This window comes from Vibrio sp. vnigr-6D03 (assembly GCF_002835515.1).
Classification (GTDB): domain Bacteria; phylum Pseudomonadota; class Gammaproteobacteria; order Enterobacterales; family Vibrionaceae; genus Vibrio; species Vibrio penaeicida.
The window spans coordinates 1-22,445 of sequence record NZ_PIZL01000044.1 but is presented as its reverse complement, the minus strand read 5'-3'; the positions used below and the strand labels follow the sequence as shown (position 1 = coordinate 22,445).

The window sequence follows — 22,445 nt, the reverse complement described above, 5'->3', positions numbered from 1 at the left end:
ATTTTCAATATGCAATATGAGTACACTCAAATAGTTGTGCGAAATCATTTATTTAGACAATTCTAATTAGTCAAAGATCTCCATTCGTATTTAAACATAAAAAATAAAAAAACTGCCTGCCAAAAAAATAAGACTCTGATTTAAAACAACAAAACTAACCAACACTTTTTACCATGAAATTTGCTATTTAGCACCAGATTCAAATTGTAGAGTTTTAGGTACATCTGGCTAAAATGAGGTAAAAAAGCCAAAGACATATTAAATAATTGTTTTTTATACGAAAAACATTAAACATCGCAATAAAACCATCAAACAAGGTCAATATCCCACAAAACTTCAAGATTTAGCTGTATTGAAGAAGATATTATTGAAGCTGATAATACTTGGGTTGGGAACATTCCCTATTGGAATGATAGTCCCCTACTTTCCCTTCAACATCTTAATCAATCTGGGTTTATACCCAACCCAAAGCCAGAACTCTGTTTCTGGCTTTTTAACGTGATGTAAGTAAAGAATAACCAGCCACGCTTGAGCTTTAAGAAAAATTTGATGGCTATAATCTTTAATGATTTCTTCGGATGTCAGTGGAAACCAAATTTGATGTATCTTTCTTAAGGTTTGTTCTTATAAACGACGAGCAAGATATTCGCCTATTCCACCTCGGAAAGATTAAACAATTAATCCAAATTGGTTAACAATTGGAATCCAAAGACGCATTCCCTAGCGCTAAAAAAGCCAGTAGCGATGCCCGAACAGAATAGTTGGCTTTTTCATTGTGCTCAAAAGGCAGTCCATTTTTCACAAACCACAGACCAATTTCGAATAATAATCGTACAAATAACAGAAAGTTGCCCTCCGTTTCTTTTATTAACAACTAATGAGAAAATGAAGATTATTAACTTATGGCTCTGCCTACATATGTTACCAATGCGTTATTCTCTCCGTACAATGCCAACCTATAATTTCGCTGTATATTTAGTCTCAGCTTTCAGCTACACTGCTCCGCTTCGCCGAAACGCTTGAAAGACAACGTCGCGCGATTAGCTCTCCATTCTCATGGTTCTTGAGCTACTGCATGTCCGACATTAAGCTCAATCAGAAAACTTAATATTGTGTATTCATTACAACGATAGACACATAGAAAACACAAAGATTTATACCGACAAATTGGAAACCGAAGCGAAACTTCAATCAAAAAAATATGACTAACAGCACCTACTACCCTCCTTTATCATCACTCTTATTCTTGATGTTTTGCTTAGCTTACGCGCAAGGGTTTTACACGCTTGTAGAAAGCTCTGTGTGGGTAGGTTTTTTCCTTACGCTCGCTCTGCCAGCTTTATTTTGGTCATTTGTAAAACCCGTTGATAATGCACGTGAACTCAAACGTATTTTTTTGCTAGAAACCAGCTTTAACCTACTCTGCTTTTTGCTATTAACAGGCATCATTGGCTTAGGCAGCTTCGACATTGGCATGAAAGCATTCATTATTGCCCACACCGTAGGCTTCCTGTACGTACAATGGAAAAAACAGGCACATTCTTCGTTCTTCTTGTCGGCATACCTCGCGATATCCATATACCTTTGGCTTGTTAGCGGAAAAGAAACATACCTGAATGAGAATGGCTCTATCATACTTTTCGGCACTAGCGTGCCTTGGCAGCTCATCGTGCTCTATTGCGCATGGGTACTGCAAATGTTGCTAGTGGAATATAAGTGGGTACTCCCTAAGCTCACCTTACTGATCACTCAAACAGCTTCTATTACTGTCGCCATTTACGCAGATGACTTTTTTCATGCACGAATTGTCACGTCCAGCCACTTAATGTTCTTAAGCTTATGTTTTCACATGAAGGACAGAGATTGGGGAGGACGCAACTTTATGGTGGCACCCGCGTTAACGCAACACATCATAAAACCTGATGTTCAATACGGTATTACCGCAGTACTCGTTGTTATTTCAGCTTGTACATCATTCAGTTTGTTTTTCTGGCGTTGATATAATCTCTAAAAGCATTTGAGGCAGCGATGTGCCCGCCTCGCTGTCACAGATAAACGTGCATTTCTCAAATTTTCCATAAACTTACACCAACGCATCTTTTACTTTATTTCCTCAAAACTTTGCATCTACCGCCTGCTGTAACTACATTTTTACTATAACCAATATAAAAATTGATGCGTATTTATTATGCCTACTCTGAGAATATGGATTTTTCTCATAAGTTTGTTGCCTATTTCTGTTTTTGCTGCAAAAGATCCTGAGTTTGCTGCCAAAAAAAGTGAATCTATCGCCTTCTATTATGGGGCGATAGATTCTGTCAGAGAGCTCATTAATTATGACCGTGTTGTCGTCACACCCACACTTATCTCAGATCGGAATATTAAAGCCCTGCACAAAGCCAACACTCGCGTTTTTGCTTATTTGAGTGTCGGAGAGCTAAGCGGTCAAACCATACCTAAATCTTTGATACGTTCAGTTAAAACAAAGAACAAAAACTGGAACAGCCATGTAATGGATTTGTCATCCAAACCATGGCAACAGCACTTACTCTTAGAGGCTGAGAATTACAGTAAACGTGGGTTTGACGGCATATTTCTTGACACACTAGATAGTTACTTTCTATTCGCGCATACAGAAACACAAAAAACACATCAGCAAGCCGCCCTTATCGACATCATTCGCTCACTAGCAAAAACCTCCAACTCACCAGAAATATTGATTAACCGAGGCTTTGAAGTGCTGCCTAGCGTGGCATCAAAAATTGCTGGCGTCGTCGCAGAGTCTCTTTATTACGGGTACAAGCCAACCAATCAACAATACGTAAAAATGAGCTCTTCTGACTCCAATTGGTTAAGCAAAAAACTCAAACCCATAAAGAAATCGGGATTAGAGGTCATAGTGATCGACTATCTCCCGGCAAGCCAGAGAGACGAGCAGCGAAACGCCGCAAAAAAACTGGTGAAAGAAGGGTATACACCTTACATCAGTGACGGAATGCTTTATCAATTCGGCATAAGTACAATAGAGCCCATTCCAAAGCGTGTGCTTGGGGTATATGACAGTAGCTTTGAAACCTATACGCAGTCCCGATGCCATCGGATGTTCTCAATGCCAATTGAGTACAATGGGTATGTACCAGAATGTATGGATGTCAACCAGCCTCAATTCGCCGATCTTGATTTAACCCGTTATGCAGCCATCTTTTTTTGGCTTGAACAAGAAACTTACACCAATACACCGCAACTCACCGACTGGATAAGAACCGTACTTAACCGTATTCCTATTTTATTCATCAAAACGCTGCCCCAAAATCAAGATCTTCTGAGCAAGATGGGGATAAAACAAGATGGATTTCTATCAGGTAAATTGGAAGTATCCCGCGGTAATGAATGGCTTTCAAACCACTACCCTTTGCCTCTTAGTGAGTTTGAGCGCTACCCCAAGTGGCAGCCCACTGATCAGAACATCACACCTTTAATTCAAATCACAGATGCAACTGGGCAGTCTTCCACATTGATGTTTAAAGCCAAGTGGGGCGGTGCTTCACTTAGTCCATTACCTGTTTTAAACCTTGCAAATCAGCGAGAAACTTGGCTCATGGACCCCTTTCACATGATGGGCAAGCTGCTTGATCTTCCCGATATTCCTATCGCTGACGTCACCACAAATTCTGGACGGCGGATTTTGACGAGCCACGTAGATGGTGATGGCTTCCCATCAGTAAGTTGGTTTCCAAAGAAGCAATACACCGCCGATACGCTATACCAAGAGGTGTTCAAACAATTTAAGTTGCCTCAAACCGTTTCTATCATTCAAGGCGAGATATCCAAAGAGGGCATTTTCCCCTCTAAAAGTGCCGATTTAGAGGCCATCGCACAAAAAATATTTGCCTTACCCAACGTTGAGATTGCCTCTCATACCTTTAGCCATCCATTCTTTTGGGATAAAAGACAAACCATTAAAGAGAAAATATATGGAGATAATCTTCCTATTGAAGGCTACAAATTAGATTTTCACAAAGAAATCAAAGGTAGCGCCGACTATATAAATCAACGTCTAGCCCCGAAAGGCAAACAGACCAAACTCATACTGTGGTCAGGCGTTGCAAACCCGACAGAAAATGTACTTAGGATTGCGGAAGAGGCAAACTTACTCAACGTGAATGGTGGAAATACATTTCTAGTCAATGGCGGAGGGAAATTTGCGCCTATATCACCCACCATTGCTTGGTATACAAGCGCAGTACAAGTCTATGCTCCCGTTCTAAATGAAAATATGTACACCAATCTATGGACCGAACATTTTGATGGGTATCAACGTGTTTTAGAGACATTCAAACTAACAGGCGAGCCGCGCCGCATAAAAAGTGTCAGCATTTACTATCATATGTATTCCGGTGCGTACCCTGCCTCTTTAAAGGTGATCATCAACCTGCACGAATGGGCAAAAAAACAAACGTTAATTCCTCTTTATCTGAGCGATTACGCCCAACAAGCACAGTCCTTGTATGAAACAGGTATAGCCAAAACATTGGATGGAGATTGGCTCGTTAGCAGTACAGGGATCCGAAGTGTGCGATTTAACGACACAAGCTTTACACCCGATATACAACTCAGCCAATTGGCAGGATGGAATCAAGGACCAGACGGTAACTACTTCATTCTCACGTCACCAAAAACAAGATTCGTCAAAAGATCGAACCAGAAAAACCAAACAAGACTCGTTCATTCAAATGGAAAAATCCTTAAATGGGAAACAGCACAATGTACGAAAGGTAACTGCGCAGAGTCTTACAAAGTGCATTGGGAAATTGAAAGCTATGTGCCTTTAGAAATGGTCATTGCCAATGCTGCGCAGTGTCAGTTGCAAACAACACTGCCTTTTGAGGCTCAAACTATCAAAAAGAATCGCACCAAATATTTAATGAAAACGTCTGGCTATGTGAGTGGGTCTCTTACTTGCCCCTAAATATGAACACTAAAAGACTCAGGAGCGCAGTGTATGTGCAGCCAAAAGAAGACCGTTCGATATGATGTTGATCATGAAGGTAATCTGTTCATCACCAAAACAATACTGGTTGCTTTGGTGGTTTGCGCGACGTTAGCGCTGTGGATAGTTACCCCTGATGAAAAAAATCTTACCGAACAATTGTCTCGCTCTGAATCACCAAGCGTTTCACTCGCATTTTTGAAAGAACTTCGTAGCAAAGCCCCTGACAATAGAGACATATCACGGCAGATGATCGCCACGTTAAGCGATAGCGGCGATTACGAAACAGCAAAAAACTTAGCGAAACCTTTACTGCTCAAAACGGATGGTACGAAAGATTGGGATACCCAAGTTTTGTATCTCGATATTTTACTAAAGAGCTACCACTTAGAGAAAGATGACCAAGAAACAAAAGCCGAAATTCGTGATTTCATCAGCAGTTCGATACCAATAAAAAGTCGGAAATACGCACTCGCATTCGCCGATGGCGCCCAATCTATAGCACTGCCAAGCCTGAGCTTTGAGATATTGCAACCTCATGCTAAAAGCACGGATCATTACTTCGAACTGATCGATTTAGCACTTCAGAGTGCGGATTACCAAAATGCCTTAGCCATACAGCGGGACATTTTTGAAGAGACCCCCTCTCTAGAGAATGCCAAACGTCTGCTTGATTTGTTCACGTCATCGGGCTCTTTCCACGAAGGGGAAACATTTGTAAAAACCTACGAAGGAGAGTTAAAACTTCGCCCTGAATTCATACGGTTAACGGTAGAGTACGCTATATCAGTAGGAAACACGCCACTTGCTATCTCCCAACTTAAAGTGCTGTCAAAGCTGGCCCCTTCCCCTCCCCTGATAAGTATCACCGCTAAACTCGCCGTTTCTCAAGGGCGACTTCAAGAAAGTATTTCGTTGCTAGAAACGACCATCGTATCCGACCCTTATCCCGAAGATCTTGCTCAACTGCATACGCTCTATACATGGGTAAACGATATTCCAAATGCATTAAAAATGAGCTTAGCGCTGCTCGATCATAACCCCAGTAACCTTCAACTTAGAAACGGTGTTGAAGAAGCCCGTGCTATGGGAGATTTAGCCAGTGAGAGCGCCTTTTATCAGCGCTTAGTCGAACGAAACAAGCTCGACATAACCGAGTACTCCAATTGGTTGAATGCGTCAGAAAAAGCGAGAGGTACCGTTTATACCCTGTCACTTTTGAAGCAGTTACAAACCTTCAGACCCAACGACATAGACTTGCTCTTTCACGAAGCTCGGCTTTTGTCTTATTTAGGGCAAACCGAACAGGTCATCGCTATTTGGCATGTCCTGGCACAACAACACACTCCAACAACGAAAGAGTCCGAGTTCTTCTATACGTTTTTCATTCAGAGTTTCGAACCAAACAAAGCACTAGAAGTACTCACCACCCCAGAAGATTGGCTTAGCGCAGGCAACGAATACCTAAACAAAGTCTTATCACTTGCATGGGAAACCAACAACCGAGAGTTGGCACTCCTTGCCATTAATAAGCAAATCGAATCTTCCTATCAGCAGGTTGATGTCTACCGCTATGTTCGCCTCAATACGCCATTAACACCAAACACGATTGACGTGCTTACATCCATTTTCCAAAAAAACCAAAATGGCGCAGCATTGTATGAAGCACTGCAAGCTGCTTGGAATATAAAAGATAAAAAAAGATTTAAAGCCATTAAAGCATTAGCGTTGAAAGAAGGTGTTTTTGATAACAATACTAACGCTCAAATCTATTACGCCCTATCAGAGGTAGATAAAGGCAATATCGGGCTGGCTTATGCCCATTATGACCAGGCACTGAAAATCTCTCCTCATAATCCGGCAGCCGTTAGCGGTTTGCTGTGGCTATCGCTCGAATACCAAGACTTACCAACAGTAGAAAGTGTGTATAACAACAATAAACACCCGCTAAGCCAGACCCCTGAAATGTGGCTTGTCTTCGCTAACTCTGCCAAAACGCTCAAGTACACCAAAGAAGCCGACTTTTGGTACACAAAACTTCTACAAACCAATGAAAGAAACAGTGCTCCTGCACTCCTTAGCTACGCTGAATCGTTGGAAAACTCTGGTGAAATACGGAAAGCTTATGAGCTCAGAAAGTACGTCGCCATACAGTTGACCGACCAACTGTTTCAATCAAAAAGCGGCCGCGCAGCGTATCAGTCCTTAGTGGCGTATTTTGTTTCACCATCAATTGCTAAGCCAAAGGTCCAGTCGGATATTTTGGCGCAAACTTCCACCAAAGACGTTGAGCAGCGGTTTCAAGTTTATATGAACAACGTAAGCCCAGATGACGCGGTATTTTGGTATCACTGGAGCAAGACTCACAATATTGTTTTGCCGGATTCTCAAGCCCTCTCGCTGGCCATACAAACCAACGACAAAGAAGAAGTCCAACGCTTGTTGAGCGAAAGCTTAAACTTGAGTATTACAGAACAGTATCAAGCGCTTCAGTTCACAGGTCAGCATTATAATGCGTGGCAGCTTGGTCAAAACGCACTTGGGGATATAGGGCTGCCTGCTCTTGAATATCAATTAAGAAAAATGCATGCCCCAAAAAGGCAAGACTACGCCCATGGCATCAAATCGTCGGTTCTCACTAATACCCAATGGGACATGTCGACCTATTCCGTTGAATATTTTTCGCCTCATCAAAATGGAAATTGGAAAGCGAGTACCCATTATCAAATCACGGAATCGGTGGACACATTCCCTACAGCGTATGCCTCCAGTGAAAAGCGCGTCAAAGGCAATTACGCACACCTAAAAGATACACGCTCTTGGTTACTTGCCTTCGATTTAGCAGACGGCATTGGTGACAATAGAATGGGTGTCAGCGCCATATATAAGCCAAAGCTAAATAAAGAATGGCAATTGTCGCTCAATGTAGGAGTGGATAATGCTATTTCAGCAAGCCAACTTCTGCATTTAATCGGTCAATCCAACAGAATTGGTGGAAATATTACTTACCAACCGACCGCTTATGAGTCACTCACTGCTCAGCTCAATTGGCATGACATTACTACTCGGTTTGGGGAAAACGTCGGGCATGGGTGGGATCTCAACATTCGAGCTGCAGAGCAATTGTTCTTTAATGACCCGGCATGGCAGCTTTACGCCAATTATGCGACGCAAAAAGCACACCTTTCAGATGACCCTCTGGATAAAACTAATCAGTGGCTCTCTTCTCGTTTTCCCATAACCACCAGCACCCTCATTAATGAAGATTACGAACAAATTTCGCTAGGACACCGGCTTTGGCACGGAGCTCCAGGTTCTGCTGGTACATCGACGCCGTCACCCAATTATTGGCTCGATATGGCAGCAAATTACAATACGAAAACGCATCGCTCTGGGCTCGCTGTAAGCTCTGGCATTGGCTGGAGGTTAGTAGGGAACGACGAGTTGTCTCTTACTGTGGATTGGCAAAGCCAAGATCGAAACGGGCAAGAATCCATGCAAATTTCGCTTGGTTATCAATATGGATTTTAAGGATACCTTATGAAATATCTGACCATTGCACTGACACTTTTAGGGCTTACTGCATGTGCCACTTACCACGTGCCGGACAGCGTCACTTTATATTCCAATAAAACATGGGTCATCATGCCGATGCAGAACCACTCAAACACAGTATTGGCTGCCGAGAAAGTGGAGCGAATTCTTAGAGCTCAGCTATACAAAAAAGGCGTCAATGCAGAACTTTACCCCGTCATGGAGAGCAACGATTTAGCCAGCATATTAGACACTTCCATCAAACAGAATCATGCCAAAGATTGGCTCTTACAGCAGAATGCAGACTACATAATAACGGGTTCCATCGAGGAGTGGCATTACAAGAGTGGTTTGGATGGGGAGCCCGCAGTCGGCATCTCTTTAGAGATCATATCGGCAGACAAACAAACCGTGTATTGGCGCGCAACGGGGTCACGAAGTGGATGGGGAAGAGAAAGCGTCAGTCGCACAGGGCATATCGTTCTTGAAGCCTTACTTGATGGTATCGACATTGAACAACTGCCAGAGCCCACAAGCTCGAGTGACCTTGAATGAGAAAGTTCTTACGCCATCTCGTAATGGGGTTTAAGCACGATACCGTCGCTTGGCTTGAAACGCTTGTTGTTGCGATAATTTCGACCTATGTTTGGACACGATCTGGTGTGTTATTACCGAATTCCCATGACAGTTTCTTGTGGCCAATCATTGGTCCTCTTCTGATTTCTCTTCGATATGGCTTTGCTAAAGGCGTGATCTGCGCACTTGCTATGTCTGCTATGCTCGCGGCACTTTTAGAACGCTCAAATCTGATTGAATACTTCCCTAGCTATATCTCGGTTGGAATGATGTTAATCATCATGATTGCTGGAGAATTTCGCGACCAGTGGGACGATATTACACAAAAAAACTTAGCAGAGTTTGAATACATAAATCAAAGAAGGGCAAGCCTAGCGCAGAGTTATCAATTACTTAAAGTCTCTCATGACCAACTTGAACAAAGAACAGCCGGTCAAACGGTTAGCTTACGGGCAAGCGTCAGTGAGCTGCAAAAGATTGCGACACTGCACAACGAGCGCCGATTGGAATTCTTAGGAGAACCGATTCTCAACTTACTGTCAGAAATTGGAGGTATCGAAGTCGGCGGTATCTACAGTGTTGATAGCAAAGATACTGTGCACGGAAAACAGCGCGCTGGTTATGAAAAGCTGAACCCGCTACCCCACGCCGAGATCGGCACCGATCATTTGTTGGATACGAGCGACCCCATGTTCAAGGACATGATGGAGCGCAAACAACTGCTCTCCCCTGCTAAGTTAGATGAACACCACACCCACAGCTCACGCTACCAACTTTGTATTCCGATGGTCGACACACACGATGACCTGCAAGGGTGTATTGTTGCAGAAAGCGCTAAGTTCTTTATGTTGACGCCTGCTAATATTGCGCTTTTATCGCTAGTTGCCAATCATGCTGCCGACTTGCTTTGCGACGCCATCGTCGCACCCATTTTGCAAGAATCCGACAAAGAAGCTTTTCTTCGATACATTGACCGAGCCGAGCAAAACAGGCTTAACCAAGGCATTGACAGCACCCTTGTGTATTGTGTCGATCATGTTGGTACTCACCACGAAACACTTCAATCTATCGTCAAGTTTCGTAGAGGTGCCGATGTCTATTGGTCGTTTACAACGTCCTCAGGAAAACCAGCGCTAGCCGTACTATTACCGCTCACCAATGCCAGCCACGCAGCACAGTATGTTGGGCGCTTAGAAAAGCTTCTTCAAGACGATCTAGGTGACCACCGAAATGAAGTCAGTATTTGGGGACCTTGGGTCATAGATCGAGATGATCAAGACATCGATGTCGCCATGCGAGAACTAGGAATTGTAAATGACCATATGGCTATTTTTGCAAGCCATCGCTACTGAAGCCATGGCGGTATACCCTTTGATGCAGCCTTCGCCTGTAGCATCGGAGTGGTTAGTCGCTTTAGGTTTACACATTTTTTCCAGTATCAGTATGGCGTTATTTGTTTGGAAAGCGATGCCACAAAATTTGCAAGTTCATCGGACAACGACGTTCGTTTTCCTTTTCACCTTCCACCTTTTTCTGCCGATTGTTGGCTTCATAGGGTCAACGATAAGTATCGTCGTGTCCCTTCATTTCCCCCACCCTCACTCCGACATTACGTGGCAAGCTTGTAAGCACCTCGATTTGTCTTCCCCTGATAAAGAAAAAATTGAACCCCACTTTGGTGCGGGGGCACTACGAGAAATTCTTTTATACAACAAAGATTCAGCCAGAAGACTGCTTGCCATTCAAGCCGTACAGTATTTGCCTAAGCAGCAATCTGTTCCCCTTCTTCAATTGGCGTTAAAAGACTTAGACGATGATGTTCGGCTTTTGGCTTATGCCTCGCTAGAAACCATAGAAACCGATGTTAACCAATCAATCTCTCTATTTAAGAAGCAGTATAAACAAAGTAATAAAGCCGAAATTGCCTTTGATATTGCCCAGCAATACTGGGAACTCTGTTATTTGGGTATCGCGGATGGCGTTATTAAAAATTACTACTTAGAGCAAGCCGAGGCGTTTTTAATTTCAGCCAACAACATTCAAGAAAAAGCGCCATTCAACCTGTTGCTAGGGCGAGTATATTTAGAACAAAAGAAGACCGAGCTGGCCGAGATCCACCTATCCAAAGCTCAAACTGGAGGGTTAAAGATGACACAAGTTGCTCCCTACCTTGCCGAAGCCGCCTACATAGCCAAAGATTACCAAAAGCTTCAGCAATACTTGGCTTACTTCCCATCGGGTCAAAGCTCCAAGTTAAGCCAGCTTAAGGCGTTTTGGTCATGAAAAAAGACGTCGATGTTTGCCTATTATTGGAAGGGACTTACCCCTATGTAAGAGGTGGTGTATCGAGCTGGGTGCATCAAATTATTTCAGGGCTCCCTGATTTCACTTTTCACCTAATTTTTATTGGCGGGCACCCCGATTTCTATGATGAAGCCAAGTACACCTTCCCAGATAACGTGGTTGGATTTGAAGTGCATTACTTGCTCAATGAGCACCCAAACACGGGAAATGCTCATACGAAGAGCGACAAAGAAGCATTCCTAATTTGGAAAACACTTCTCGATTCCTTTGAAAATCCAGACACCCCAATTTCAGGCGATTTACTCAAACAATTTGCTCTAGCGGTAGGAAACCGCAAATTATGCCTTAACGATTTTCTCCATAGTAAAAACTCATGGCAGATCCTGACAGAGAAATACATTAACAACGCATCGACAGAATCTTTCGTTGATTTTTTTTGGACATTTCGAAACATCTATCAACCGCTTTTCATTCTTGCAGGCATCAGCCAGTCTTTACCGCCAGCTAAGATATACCACAGTATTTCTACTGGGTACGCAGGATTCCTAGGTAGCCTTTGCCATCAGGTAACCGGTAGACCTCTGGTCATTTCGGAACACGGTATATACACCAAAGAACGGAAAATAGACCTTTCGCAAGCCAGTTGGATCAAAGACCGGCACAGCGTAATTGATATCAGTATGCATCGAGAAATGGAGGCGGTAAGAAAGACATGGATACAATTTTTCGAGCAACTAGGGTTAACAGCCTATCACCAAGCATCTCAGGTCATTTCCTTATTCGAAGGGAACCGCCAGCGGCAGCATCGAGATGGCGCCCCCAAGACCAAAACCAAAGTGATTGTAAATGGCATAAATCTATCTCGATTCGAACAGGCTTACCAGCAAAGACCGAACACACCGCCTCATGTCATTGGGCTAATTGGACGGGTTGTCCCAATCAAAGACATCAAAACCTTCATTCGAACCATTCGAATCGCGGCGGAATCGCTCCCTGATATAGAGGGGTGGATTATCGGTCCATCAGAAGAAGATGAGAACTACCTCAAGGAATGCCAGTTACTCATAGAGAGCCTTGGACTGTGCGATAAGGTTTCTTTGTTGGGTAACCAAGACGTGACTGAAATGATGCCAAAGCTAGGTGCACTCATTCTAACGTCTATCAGCGAAGCACAGCCGCTCGTGCTGTTAGAAGCTATGGCATCTGGTATTCCTTGTATTTCAACTGAAGTAGGTGCCTGTCGCGAAATCATTGAAGGTGCAGGCAACAGCGATGACGTCTTTGGTTCTGCAGGCGCTGTCATCTCTATGGCAAGCCCTACGGAAGGGGCAAAAGCCATTGTTGAGTTACTCAAGGAACCTAAGGTTTGGCAAGAAAAAGGGGACAATGGGCGGCAACGTGTCTGTAAATACTACCAAGACAAGGACATGTTTGAGGCGTATCAACATTTATACAAGGAATCCATTCAATGGCAGGAATAGGCTTCGAAATAAAAAAGATACTGAAAAGGGATTCGCTGCTTTCCATATTCGAAGCGTATGGGTTAGCGGGCATGGTCAGTTCAGGCCCCTGGATTATGTCTATTTTGGCCCTGCTTACGATAGGGATTATCAGCGCTTCCGTTGTTTCTCCGGCCATTGTTATTGTGCAATTTTTAGTAATTGTGACTTATATGATGGCCTGCTCTCTCATCATAAGTGGGCTTATCCAGCTTCTCATTACCCGTTTTATCTCTGATCTTATCTACGCGAAAGAAGAACGTCATATTATTCCCAACTTATTTGGTGCGATGACCATCGTAAGTATCCTTGGAGGAGGTATATGCAGTATTGCCCTGTTCTTATCACCTGAGCTACCTGCTTTGGTAAAGGTCACTATTTTTGTTACAACAGTTCTGCTTTGTAACCAATGGCTTGTCATCATTTTTTTAAGTGGCATGAAAGAGTATTACCGCATTTTCACGGTTATCGCTGTCAGCTATTGTTCAATGGTGCTGGCGAATTACATCATTGAGCCCAATGGTCTTTTCGGGCTTTTGTTTATTTTTTGTCTAGGGCAAGCGTTACTCACTTTCACCTTTCTTTTTTATGTTATTCGTCACTACCCGCCAACCCATATTGTTGCCTTTGACTTTCTAAACCCTCGCAAAGCCTTTTACTCACTGATTTTTTGCGGAGCTTTCTACTACTTAGGCGTATGGTTAGATAAGTTCGTATTTTGGGCAAGAGAGGAAACCTCACATCAAGTTATCGCCATCTTTCGAGCATCGTATATTTACGATTTGCCTATATTTATCGCTTACCTTGCCATCATGCCCGGCATGGCGGTATTTATACTCCGTATGGAAACCGACTTCGCAGCGGCTTGCTTAAAATTTTATGACGCCGTGCGCGAAGGCGAAACGCTAGAAACCATCGTTCACTTGAAAAACAACATTGTCGTTGCATGTAGGCAAAGTATTTACGAAATATTCAAAGTTCAAGGCATTACGTTAGCGTTACTCATTGTATGGGCAGAAGACATTCTCAACATACTCGGTATCGACTTAGCCTATTTACACTTGCTGTATGTAGATTTAGTGGGCGTGAGTTTTCAAGTATTAGTTATGGCCATTTTAAACGTGATGTTCTATTTGGATAAACGGTATTCGGCTCTGATACTTTCATTCATCATGGCTGTGCTCAACTTTTCATTTGCTCATATCAGCATTGACTATGGCCCCATATATTACGGATACGGCTTTGTCATATCGATGGTGCTCACCAGTGTTGTTGGATTTTTGATGCTGAATAAGCATTTTTCAAATTTGGTCTATCACACCTTTATGTTGCAACGCACCTAGCAAAAAGCCCTACGCTAAGGTAGGGCTTCACAGCATCATAGTTCCAGAATTAGAACGTAAAACTAAGGCTTGCTTATCGCATCGGTTGGATCGGTTCCTGCTTGATATTCTTGCAGGTTAGTCGCGCCGTCGCCGTCGGTATCCAAAGCTGCATCAAGTGCCGAAAGATCATTCAAGCCATGTTGATTTTCAAAGGCTTGAGACATGCCATCGCCGTCTAAATCCGCGATGTAATTAAATGAAGCGTTCAGACCGATGTTGTAGTAAACCGTACCGCGATTCGCGAAATCCGCATGGTACATTTCTAAACGAGCACGAATCGGCTTCTTAAAGTCATTGGTTTCTTCAAAGTTCACTTGCTGAGAGCGTTCGCATCCGTAAACACCAATTTGTTTGTTGACTCCATCATACAGTCGAATGCGGCAGTTAAGCGCCGAGCTTATATCGGAACGTGGTATGATAACAAACGACTTCAACGTATCGTATGGTGTTGCGGCATTGAAGTATGTTGTTTTGTTAACGCGACCTTGCAGGCTAACACTGCCCGAGAACGTACCTGGTGCGTATTTGTAGCTAGGAGAAACCACCTCAGGTGCACCCACAGATAAGGCATACGATTCGGTTGTTGCCGCGGCAGATGCATTGGCTGTAACGCGCACTAACATACGCTCTTGATTTGCTAGCCCTAAAATCAAGTGTTCTACCCCACCTTGGTATTCCACCCACGTTGGAGAATTCACGCGCAATACTTCGAGTTTCCAGCTATTTGGTGCCAATTGATCATCAAGGAATAGCTTAATACCATCGGTACTGGTTGCTTCATACAAGTAGTAGTCGGCATCAATTCCTGTATCCATGTTAGCGGTTACGCTGTGCCATCCCTCAGAAAATGGTGTAGAGGTTTCAAACGTGTCGTTGATTTCGTGTTCATCAAAATGCTTCGTCGTAATGGATCCGAACAAAATGGCATCGTTGGTTGCTTTAGCAACAGTAATTTGCCAATAGTACTCGCCAGCTTGGTTCAAGCTGTGTAGAACTTCGCTCCCCTTTCCTGCTACAACAGATTCCGTTCCAACCTGTTTAAATTGACCATTAATATGGTGATAAAGCTTTAACGAAGCATCCGTCACATCATCCAGCTGGTTCATAATGCTGGTGATCTTGGTAGGCTCAGCGACTGAAAAGTGAACACAAACGCCGCTACCAGTATTCAATGTGGCATTGTAGGAAGCATCAAGTTGAATGGTCTGACAAACAGGTTTATAGGCTGCTTCAGCTGAACCAGTCGCAAAAGCACTGGCATTAAGCTGCTGAGGAACTGGCGCTGCCTGAGCGATATCTTCAACCTGTCCGATAGGTAAGAATGAAGTTGCCAATGCCGACATGAGAACTGCATTTATCATAATTATTTCCATCTTTTATACAATTAAGCACATATGTAATAAAAACGGATAAATCACGCACTCTCTAATTCTTTACTGTTGCTTCATTGTCACAATTTAAAAATCAAATCCGACCAGTTCATCACACTAAAAATCGATCACAATCTTGCTATCAAATACTAATCTTCAAATATGTATCAGAATATTTCACTACTAAGTGAAATATCACTATATATCCGGATACATATTTCCTTTCTAATCAGCTCAAGACCTTTCAAATCACAGTGGCAAAGCTTTTCAATTCGCAGTTACCCCTCGATGTTTTGTGGCTCTTAGTTTTAAGGAAAATTTAAAAGCCCAAACATTTCGGTTTGGGCTTTAAGAGGTAAAGCGAGTTTGTTGAGAGTGATGTTTTAATGAGGATCGGCTTCAAACACTTTTGCGCCACTATGAATGAGCTGCCATGACGGTCTGGTGGCGGCATGCTCATGGAACAGAACCTTAAGATTAGGATCGGAATCCAAGACATTTGCTACAACAGGGAATTCCGACTCATCCGACAAAACCTCGCCAAGGCTCGAACCACATTTTTTACAAAAACATCGCTTAAAAATGAAAGGAGGCTCAGGGGTATACTCAACCACTTCATCCCTGCCAGATACCCATTCAAAACTCGCTTTTTCAACCATAAAGAACTCCGATACGCCTAATTTTCGGCATCGGCTGCAATGGCAAATACCAAGAAACTTCGGCTTCGAGTGAAGTACAAATTTAACGGTTCCACAGCAACAGCTTCCCTGAATCATATGAGCCTTCCTTTTCTATAAGAGAATGGAAGGTTGATGGTGTCATACAACCTCGACAAAACCTGTCAGGAGAGGTGGGAGGAGTGGGATGAGCCAGCTAAAATTGATACAAAAATCTAACAGCACAGCTAATTCAAAATGTGTATTTCGTTCTTTTACCTATGGACATTTAACATGAGTTTTAACACCAGTAATTGGTATTCATCAAGAATATCTTCATATTCCATTTCGGATCGAAGTGATTCATTTAACGCAGCACGCAGCGCCTTCATATCCTCTGGTGAGTAGGATTCTAGGACGTTTATATTTATGACGTCATCAATGCTCATGTCGTAGTAATCAATTCTCTCCTCTATCTGGTCTAACAAAATCTGATATCGCCGATTATGCGCGCGCCACTCGGCTTCTATCAATTTGCTTCTCATCAACTGAAGTCGAGCACGATTGGTCGCCATTTTTCCAGCTAACGAAACTTTCAAATCTAATATGGGTAACGAATCTTGTATGGGTAACGAATCTTGAGTGTCCTGCCCTCGCTCTGCTACAAAGTACCTCCCTAAAGAAACTAAGACCAATAGTGTTACTCCATAGATAAGAATAACTTTATACAGCAAAGGAAGGCTGTTACCACGATATCGACGTAATATCGGTATCCCCTTCTTTTGCTTCCGATTTTGTAACCCATTTGTTTTGTCACTCATTTTCATCGCCTCAGGTACGGAAATGTCGTGAGAACACATTCAAGGAGAAGTTTGTCTGATTGCGCAAACAAATCGGATACTGGTCGACCACTATTAATCGCTAAATCGCTCATGGCGGATTGCCGCTGTTTTGTCGAAAGACTTTGTGTGTTCAGCGTCACTAGAATGACATGAGATTTTGAATACATTTCGATCAATTGAATTTCATCATACAACCCTAAGTCAGGAACCGGGCTAAGACCAAATTTAGGCATCTTTTTAGGGGTGTGATTTAAGATAATGGCACTAGGGTTAGCACCGCAGATTATGGCTGCACTAGTGTAAAAAGACGGAGACCGAAACATTCCGTGCCCTTCGACAACAAAGAGATCCGGACACTCAGCAACGTTAGCTTTTAAGATGACGTTCTCGAGTTCCCCGGCGTAAAACTTAGGAGGAACAAATTCAAGCGCAGCACCATAGAGAGTGCCATGCGTTAACCCAACTTGACTCGTTGCAATTTTAGTAACGTTCAAGCCATACTCAGTCAGTACTTTTGCTAACGTATTAGCGGTTGAAAGGCGACTGATTGCCGAATCATCTCCCATGATGACAATACGTGGGGCGGAGACCTCTTTTATTTTATTAGTAAATCGATGAAAAGGCTCACCTGAATGCAAAAAACTCCAGTCTCTGATTTGAACATCGTATTTTTTACATGCCGTGGTAATGACCGGATCTTGATTGAGAGTATCGTATCCGCCATGAATGATATGAATACCATATTCAATAGCAGTTAATATAACCCGCCTTTCCTGTTCACTGATAACCTTGCCAGAGACATACCAACCGAATACAAGAAAATCTGGGATATTGTCCGAGTATAAGAGTGCAGTCGCTAAATCACGGCATATTGGAATGCCGTTTGCTACACCAAATAGAACCACACCACTGTCTTGCCCCGCCTTTGTGCTATCAATAACAGCAAGCACTTCAAAATGCGCACTCGCAACAATAAGCCCGTTGGCTAGATGACAGATATCATCCCCAAAATGACCTTCGCAATATATGATCGCCGTCTGAATTCGCCCATCTTCCGGCTCTATAAAGACGGAAAAGTCGGATCTAATGAGGCAGTCATCCCCGTTGCCTTTTTCATTACCACAACCAACAACATCCTTGTCTAAGTTACACATATTGTCACCCAGAAAACTGTTCGTTTAGGGGGACATTAACCAATTACTGACAGCAGCCTTTGTCCACACTAAAACTATGGAAATTTTATGCTAGCACAGACATTTCGTGCTGCATATACACCTCCAATGCTAATAATAATCATTGTGAACAAATCCACATTTCTGACCAAAATAGCTCAAACCCGACTTGGTTACTAAGACTAAGGGATGAGAAAAGCACTTCTTCCGTCGGATTTCGTGCGGGTTGTGGTAGGCGCACAATATTCAACTTGCCCCCTATATGTATCAACGCTTAGGAAGCAAACTCTCCCTTCGATAGATACCACAATTGGCGATAAACACGAGGTTTATTATGCAACTGAAAAAGCTAATGGGAACGTTATACGGTTGGCTCATTGATGCCAGACCCAAGATACGCTCTTTGAGATACAATTTATTATTTTGTTTTTTTTTAACACAGCCCATGACAGCGGTAGGTGTCACTTGGCAAGACATAGCGAATGACGCCGTCACACCTGAAAACGTGCTGATGTATGGTATGGGACCCAAAGCGCAGCGGTACAGCCCTTTAACTGACATTCACATAGGAAACGTGAGTAAACTCACTCCGGCCTGGTCTTTTTCTTTTGGTGATGAAAAGCAACGAGGACAAGAAACACAGGCGTTAGTGTACGATGGGATCATTTACGTCACTGCTTCTTATTCGCGGATATTTGCGTTGGATGCTAAAACGGGCAAAAAGCTTTGGAGCTACGCACATCGGCTTCCCGAAGGAATACGACCTTGCTGTGACGTAGTCAATCGAGGCGCTGCTATTTTTGGAGACAACGTCTTTTTCGGTACGTTAGATGCGGGCATGGTCGCGCTAAATCGAAAGAGCGGTAAAGTGGTCTGGAAAGTCCGGTTTGAAGACTACAAAGCAGGCTACACGATGACGGGTGCGCCAACGATTGTCAAAGACAGTAAAACAGGTCAAGTTCTTCTTATTCATGGCTCGTCAGGTGACGAATTTGGCGTTGTTGGGAAACTTTATGCGCGTGATCCGAATACCGGAAAAGAGATCTGGATGCGACCTTTTGTCGAAGGTCATATGGGCAGACTAAACGGTAAGGAAAGCACACCAACAGGTGATCCAAATGCCCCCTCTTGGCCTCGGGATAAAGACGGCAATCTCGTTGAAGCATGGCATCACGGAGGCGGCGCACCTTGGCAAAGTGCCAGCTATGACGTAGATACAAACACCATTATAATTGGAGCAGGCAACCCTGCACCTTGGAATACGTGGAAACGCACATCAGAAGGCGGTAATCCTCGAGATTACGATAACCTATACACGTCCGGTCAAGTAAGTGTCGACCCTACAACTGGCGAAGTGAAATGGTTTTATCAACATACTCCGAACGACGCATGGGACTTTTCTGGTAATAACGAATTGATTTTATTTGAATACCAAGAAGATGGAAAAACGGTCAAAGCAACAGCTCATGCAGACAGAAATGGCTTTTTCTACGTTATAAACCGTGAAGATGGCGATTTTATTCGAGCCTTTCCCTTTGTAGACAACATCACATGGGCCACCCATATCGATAACACAGGACGACCTGCGGAAGTAGAGGGGCAACGCCCACCAAAACCTGCACAAGGAGAAAGACAAGGTAAGGCTATCGAAGTCTCCCCTCCGTTTCTGGGTGGTAAGAACTGGAATCCTATGGCATACAGTCAAGATACTGGATGGTTTTATGTTCCAGGTAATCACTGGAAAGAAGACTATTGGACTGAGCATGTCACCTATAAAAAAGGCGCTGCTTATCTAGGGCAAGGATTTCGGATCAAGAGAATGTACGAAGACCATGTTGGTATATTACGGGCGATGGATCCCATCACCGGAGGAATCAAATGGGAGCATAAAGAACCGCTGCCACTTTGGGCGGGCGTGTTAGCGACCAAAGGAAATTTGATATTTACTGGCACTGGTGATGGCTACCTAAAAGCCTTTAACGCTAAAACAGGCCAGGAGCTTTGGAAGTTTCAAACGGGCTCCGGCATCATCTCTTGCCCTGTAACTTGGACACTAAACGGTAAGCAATATATCGGTGTCGCGTCTGGCTATGGGGGTGCCGTTCCCTTGTGGGGAGGTGATATGGCCGAGTTGACCAAACCAGTACCTCAAGGAGGAAGCTTTTGGGTTTTCGAAATACCGGATTGGGCTAACTGATATGTACCCGACACTAAGAAGCCAATCAAAAGTAGAGGCTAACATGCGTATTTCCTTATATTCGCTTGTTCTGTTAAGTGCACCATTTTCAATTGCTGAAGAGCTCCCATTCCCTACAATCAATGGTTGTGAAATGAAGCCTTATACTCAATGCACGGAGATGGACTTTAGCGGTCAAGATTTATCCAATTTGGAACTCACTGGTGCTGATTTTCAGCGTTCTAATTTTAGAGGTGCAAACCTAAGCCATTCCATTTTAAAAAATGCTAATTTAAAGAAAGCAGATTTTACTCAAGCAAAGCTGTTTAGAACCGACCTTCGTCACGCCAATGCAAGGGTTGCTAAATTTGATAAGGCCAAAATGAAAGCGATAAAAGGCTGGGCGATGTTTGCTCAAGTCGCTTCTTTCAATGGTGCCGATCTTACAGGGGCAAACCTTGAATTTGCCCGTGTTTCCAAAGCGACTTTTCATGGAGCCATATTGGAAGCCGCAAATTTAGAAATGGTATGGGCGACAAAAACGGACTTTTTTAAGTCCAACATGAGGAATTCGAACCTTCAAGAAGCGAAGTTTTATGGTGCTAACTTAAAGGATGTCGATATGACAGGTTCCCGAAAGCACTATGCCATTTTTCAAGATGCGAATATGCAGGATTGTACTCATTGCCCTCATAATTGGTAATACATATAACCAGTTCTAACCTCCTCAGAACTGGTTTTTTTTTAGCTTTATGAAAATATATAAAGCACTGATCTGTAAATTTATATTGTTAACACCCTACCAAAACCCTTCCTTTTAAGCTCAAAAACAACCAAAAAAAGCTCTTATAGTTAAGAATTTAAATATTAAAACCATATTTAAAACATAATTTCAATATAAAAGAAAAATAACTTCACAATCACCACAGTCACATAATCGCTCTCAAAAGCCCACTTCATACACAATGAAAAATAAGTTCATAAAAATTATATGTGATTGTTTTTAAAAGAAATAAATAACTGTACCATTAAAACACGGCAATCCTCAAAACACCTAACCACTTATTTTATAAGGTTTTATTTAAATACTAAATAGTATGTTTTCTAAGCGCCTTTTTGACACATTTATAATTAAAATGTTAGCATATTTACAATAATTACAATTTAGCACACTTTTTTACACACATTCTGGAGAGGAGAATAAATCATCGATTCGAAATTAGTTATTAAAACTTCAAACACTCGTTTATATTTTACTTATTTTTCACCTGTAGATTATGTAACTCCTAATTGACTGACTTCTTATTCAATTAACGTGAATAATTAATTTCCATTACTCATATAACAGTCAAAAATAGATTTACGAGGAATTTTTATAGGCATGTTTAAACTATTCATACCCTTAACAATGATCATCCTAGTCGGTTGTAATGCAGACTCTGAGACGAATACCGTTCCTGCAAAAAACGCTATTACATTGGATCAAAGTACTAACTCAACACAACCAAAAGAAACTGTAACTGTTCTGCCGGAGGCAAATACAACGACCGTTATTGAAGGTGGCGAAACGTCCAACAGCAATGATAAAAACACCATAAAGAATCAAAGGACTTTCATCTCTGATAATTCGAGCACTTCTAACGAAAGTGAATCTGAGTCCACCAATGAAGTAGACGAGCCAGACGTCGATCATTCAACTGACAACACCAATACGGACAGTGATTCTGACACTCACTCCAGCACCTCTAACGAAAGCGAATCTGACTCCGCTAGTGAAGTAGACGAACCAGACGTCGATTACTCAACTGACAGTACCAACACCGATCAGGAACCCACAACCACAGATAACACTGAACAAGCAACAACCGAATCTACCGAGTCGACCAGTACCGATACCACATCAGAAACAACCAGTTCTGAAACGACCGCTGAGCAAGCAAC

Annotated in this window: 15 protein-coding genes; 11 read left to right on the top strand and 4 right to left on the bottom strand. The window is 42.8% G+C overall.

From position 1 onward, the window contains the following. Positions 1–1,201: 1,201 nt before the first annotated feature. From CW749_RS24945 to pelG, 8 genes are all read left to right on the top strand, one after another. Positions 1,202–1,999: a hypothetical protein gene (locus CW749_RS24945; RefSeq protein ID WP_101115175.1), complete on the top strand. Its 798-nt coding sequence runs from the start codon at positions 1,202–1,204 to the stop codon at positions 1,997–1,999. 189 nt (positions 2,000–2,188) lie between these two features. Beyond that, on the top strand, positions 2,189–4,969 hold the full coding sequence (locus CW749_RS24940) for an endo alpha-1,4 polygalactosaminidase (RefSeq protein ID WP_101115174.1): 2,781 nt from the start codon (positions 2,189–2,191) through the stop codon (positions 4,967–4,969). Between the two features lie 33 nt (positions 4,970–5,002). After that, a complete protein-coding gene (locus CW749_RS24935; protein ID WP_101115173.1) occupies positions 5,003–8,521 on the top strand; it encodes a tetratricopeptide repeat protein in 3,519 nt (1,172 codons plus the stop codon). 9 nt (positions 8,522–8,530) lie between these two features. After that, on the top strand, positions 8,531–9,079 hold the full coding sequence (locus CW749_RS24930) for a hypothetical protein (protein WP_101115172.1): 549 nt from the start codon (positions 8,531–8,533) through the stop codon (positions 9,077–9,079). Beyond that, positions 9,076–10,452: a PelD GGDEF domain-containing protein gene (locus CW749_RS24925; protein ID WP_101115171.1), complete on the top strand. Its 1,377-nt coding sequence runs from the start codon at positions 9,076–9,078 to the stop codon at positions 10,450–10,452. Before CW749_RS24930 ends, CW749_RS24925 begins: the two co-directional genes overlap by 4 nt. Beyond that, positions 10,415–11,383 (top strand): HEAT repeat domain-containing protein, encoded by a 969-nt coding sequence (locus CW749_RS24920; RefSeq protein WP_101115170.1) that lies wholly within the window; start codon positions 10,415–10,417, stop codon positions 11,381–11,383. Before CW749_RS24925 ends, CW749_RS24920 begins: the two co-directional genes overlap by 38 nt. Beyond that, positions 11,380–12,885 (top strand): GT4 family glycosyltransferase PelF, encoded by a 1,506-nt coding sequence (gene pelF, locus CW749_RS24915; protein ID WP_101115169.1) that lies wholly within the window; start codon positions 11,380–11,382, stop codon positions 12,883–12,885. Before CW749_RS24920 ends, pelF begins: the two co-directional genes overlap by 4 nt. Then, positions 12,873–14,246: an exopolysaccharide Pel transporter PelG gene (pelG, locus tag CW749_RS24910; RefSeq protein WP_101115168.1), complete on the top strand. Its 1,374-nt coding sequence runs from the start codon at positions 12,873–12,875 to the stop codon at positions 14,244–14,246. Before pelF ends, pelG begins: the two co-directional genes overlap by 13 nt. Positions 14,247–14,308: 62 nt before the next feature. On the opposite strand, the gene CW749_RS24905 is transcribed toward pelG, so the two are convergent. The 4 genes from CW749_RS24905 to CW749_RS24890 form a co-directional block, all read right to left on the bottom strand. Next, entirely contained in the window at positions 14,309–15,649 is a 1,341-nt protein-coding gene (locus tag CW749_RS24905) for a thrombospondin type 3 repeat-containing protein (RefSeq protein ID WP_101115167.1), read from the bottom strand. Positions 15,650–16,041: 392 nt separating this feature from the next. Beyond that, a complete protein-coding gene (locus tag CW749_RS24900; RefSeq protein WP_101115166.1) occupies positions 16,042–16,434 on the bottom strand; it encodes a GFA family protein in 393 nt (130 codons plus the stop codon). A 155-nt stretch (positions 16,435–16,589) separates the two neighbouring features. Further along, entirely contained in the window at positions 16,590–17,135 is a 546-nt protein-coding gene (locus CW749_RS24895; RefSeq protein WP_101115165.1) for a hypothetical protein, read from the bottom strand. 2 nt (positions 17,136–17,137) lie between these two features. Continuing rightward, a complete protein-coding gene (locus CW749_RS24890) occupies positions 17,138–18,310 on the bottom strand; it encodes a DUF1611 domain-containing protein (protein ID WP_101115164.1) in 1,173 nt (390 codons plus the stop codon). A gap of 421 nt (positions 18,311–18,731) precedes the next feature. On the opposite strand from CW749_RS24890, the gene CW749_RS24885 reads away from it, so the two are divergent. The 3 genes from CW749_RS24885 to CW749_RS24875 all read left to right on the top strand — a co-directional run. Further along, complete coding sequence (locus tag CW749_RS24885; protein WP_343232701.1) at positions 18,732–20,525, top strand: methanol/ethanol family PQQ-dependent dehydrogenase; 1,794 nt, start codon at positions 18,732–18,734, stop codon at positions 20,523–20,525. 43 nt (positions 20,526–20,568) lie between these two features. Beyond that, entirely contained in the window at positions 20,569–21,207 is a 639-nt protein-coding gene (locus tag CW749_RS24880; RefSeq protein ID WP_101115232.1) for a pentapeptide repeat-containing protein, read from the top strand. 678 nt (positions 21,208–21,885) lie between these two features. Beyond that, positions 21,886–22,445 (top strand): hypothetical protein (locus CW749_RS24875; RefSeq protein WP_180958490.1); only part of this gene is annotated, 560 nt, incomplete at its 3' end.

Coding starts and splice junctions, on each gene's coding strand:
- CW749_RS24945 (WP_101115175.1), top strand. CDS start 1,202: ATGACTAACAGCACCTACTACCCTCCTTTATCATCACTCTTATTCTTG.
- CW749_RS24940 (WP_101115174.1), top strand. CDS start 2,189: ATGCCTACTCTGAGAATATGGATTTTTCTCATAAGTTTGTTGCCTATT.
- CW749_RS24935 (WP_101115173.1), top strand. CDS start 5,003: ATGTGCAGCCAAAAGAAGACCGTTCGATATGATGTTGATCATGAAGGT.
- CW749_RS24930 (WP_101115172.1), top strand. CDS start 8,531: ATGAAATATCTGACCATTGCACTGACACTTTTAGGGCTTACTGCATGT.
- CW749_RS24925 (WP_101115171.1), top strand. CDS start 9,076: ATGAGAAAGTTCTTACGCCATCTCGTAATGGGGTTTAAGCACGATACC.
- CW749_RS24920 (WP_101115170.1), top strand. CDS start 10,415: ATGACCATATGGCTATTTTTGCAAGCCATCGCTACTGAAGCCATGGCG.
- pelF (WP_101115169.1), top strand. CDS start 11,380: ATGAAAAAAGACGTCGATGTTTGCCTATTATTGGAAGGGACTTACCCC.
- pelG (WP_101115168.1), top strand. CDS start 12,873: ATGGCAGGAATAGGCTTCGAAATAAAAAAGATACTGAAAAGGGATTCG.
- CW749_RS24905 (WP_101115167.1), bottom strand. CDS start 15,649: ATGATAAATGCAGTTCTCATGTCGGCATTGGCAACTTCATTCTTACCT.
- CW749_RS24900 (WP_101115166.1), bottom strand. CDS start 16,434: ATGATTCAGGGAAGCTGTTGCTGTGGAACCGTTAAATTTGTACTTCAC.
- CW749_RS24895 (WP_101115165.1), bottom strand. CDS start 17,135: ATGAGTGACAAAACAAATGGGTTACAAAATCGGAAGCAAAAGAAGGGG.
- CW749_RS24890 (WP_101115164.1), bottom strand. CDS start 18,310: ATGTGTAACTTAGACAAGGATGTTGTTGGTTGTGGTAATGAAAAAGGC.
- CW749_RS24880 (WP_101115232.1), top strand. CDS start 20,569: ATGCGTATTTCCTTATATTCGCTTGTTCTGTTAAGTGCACCATTTTCA.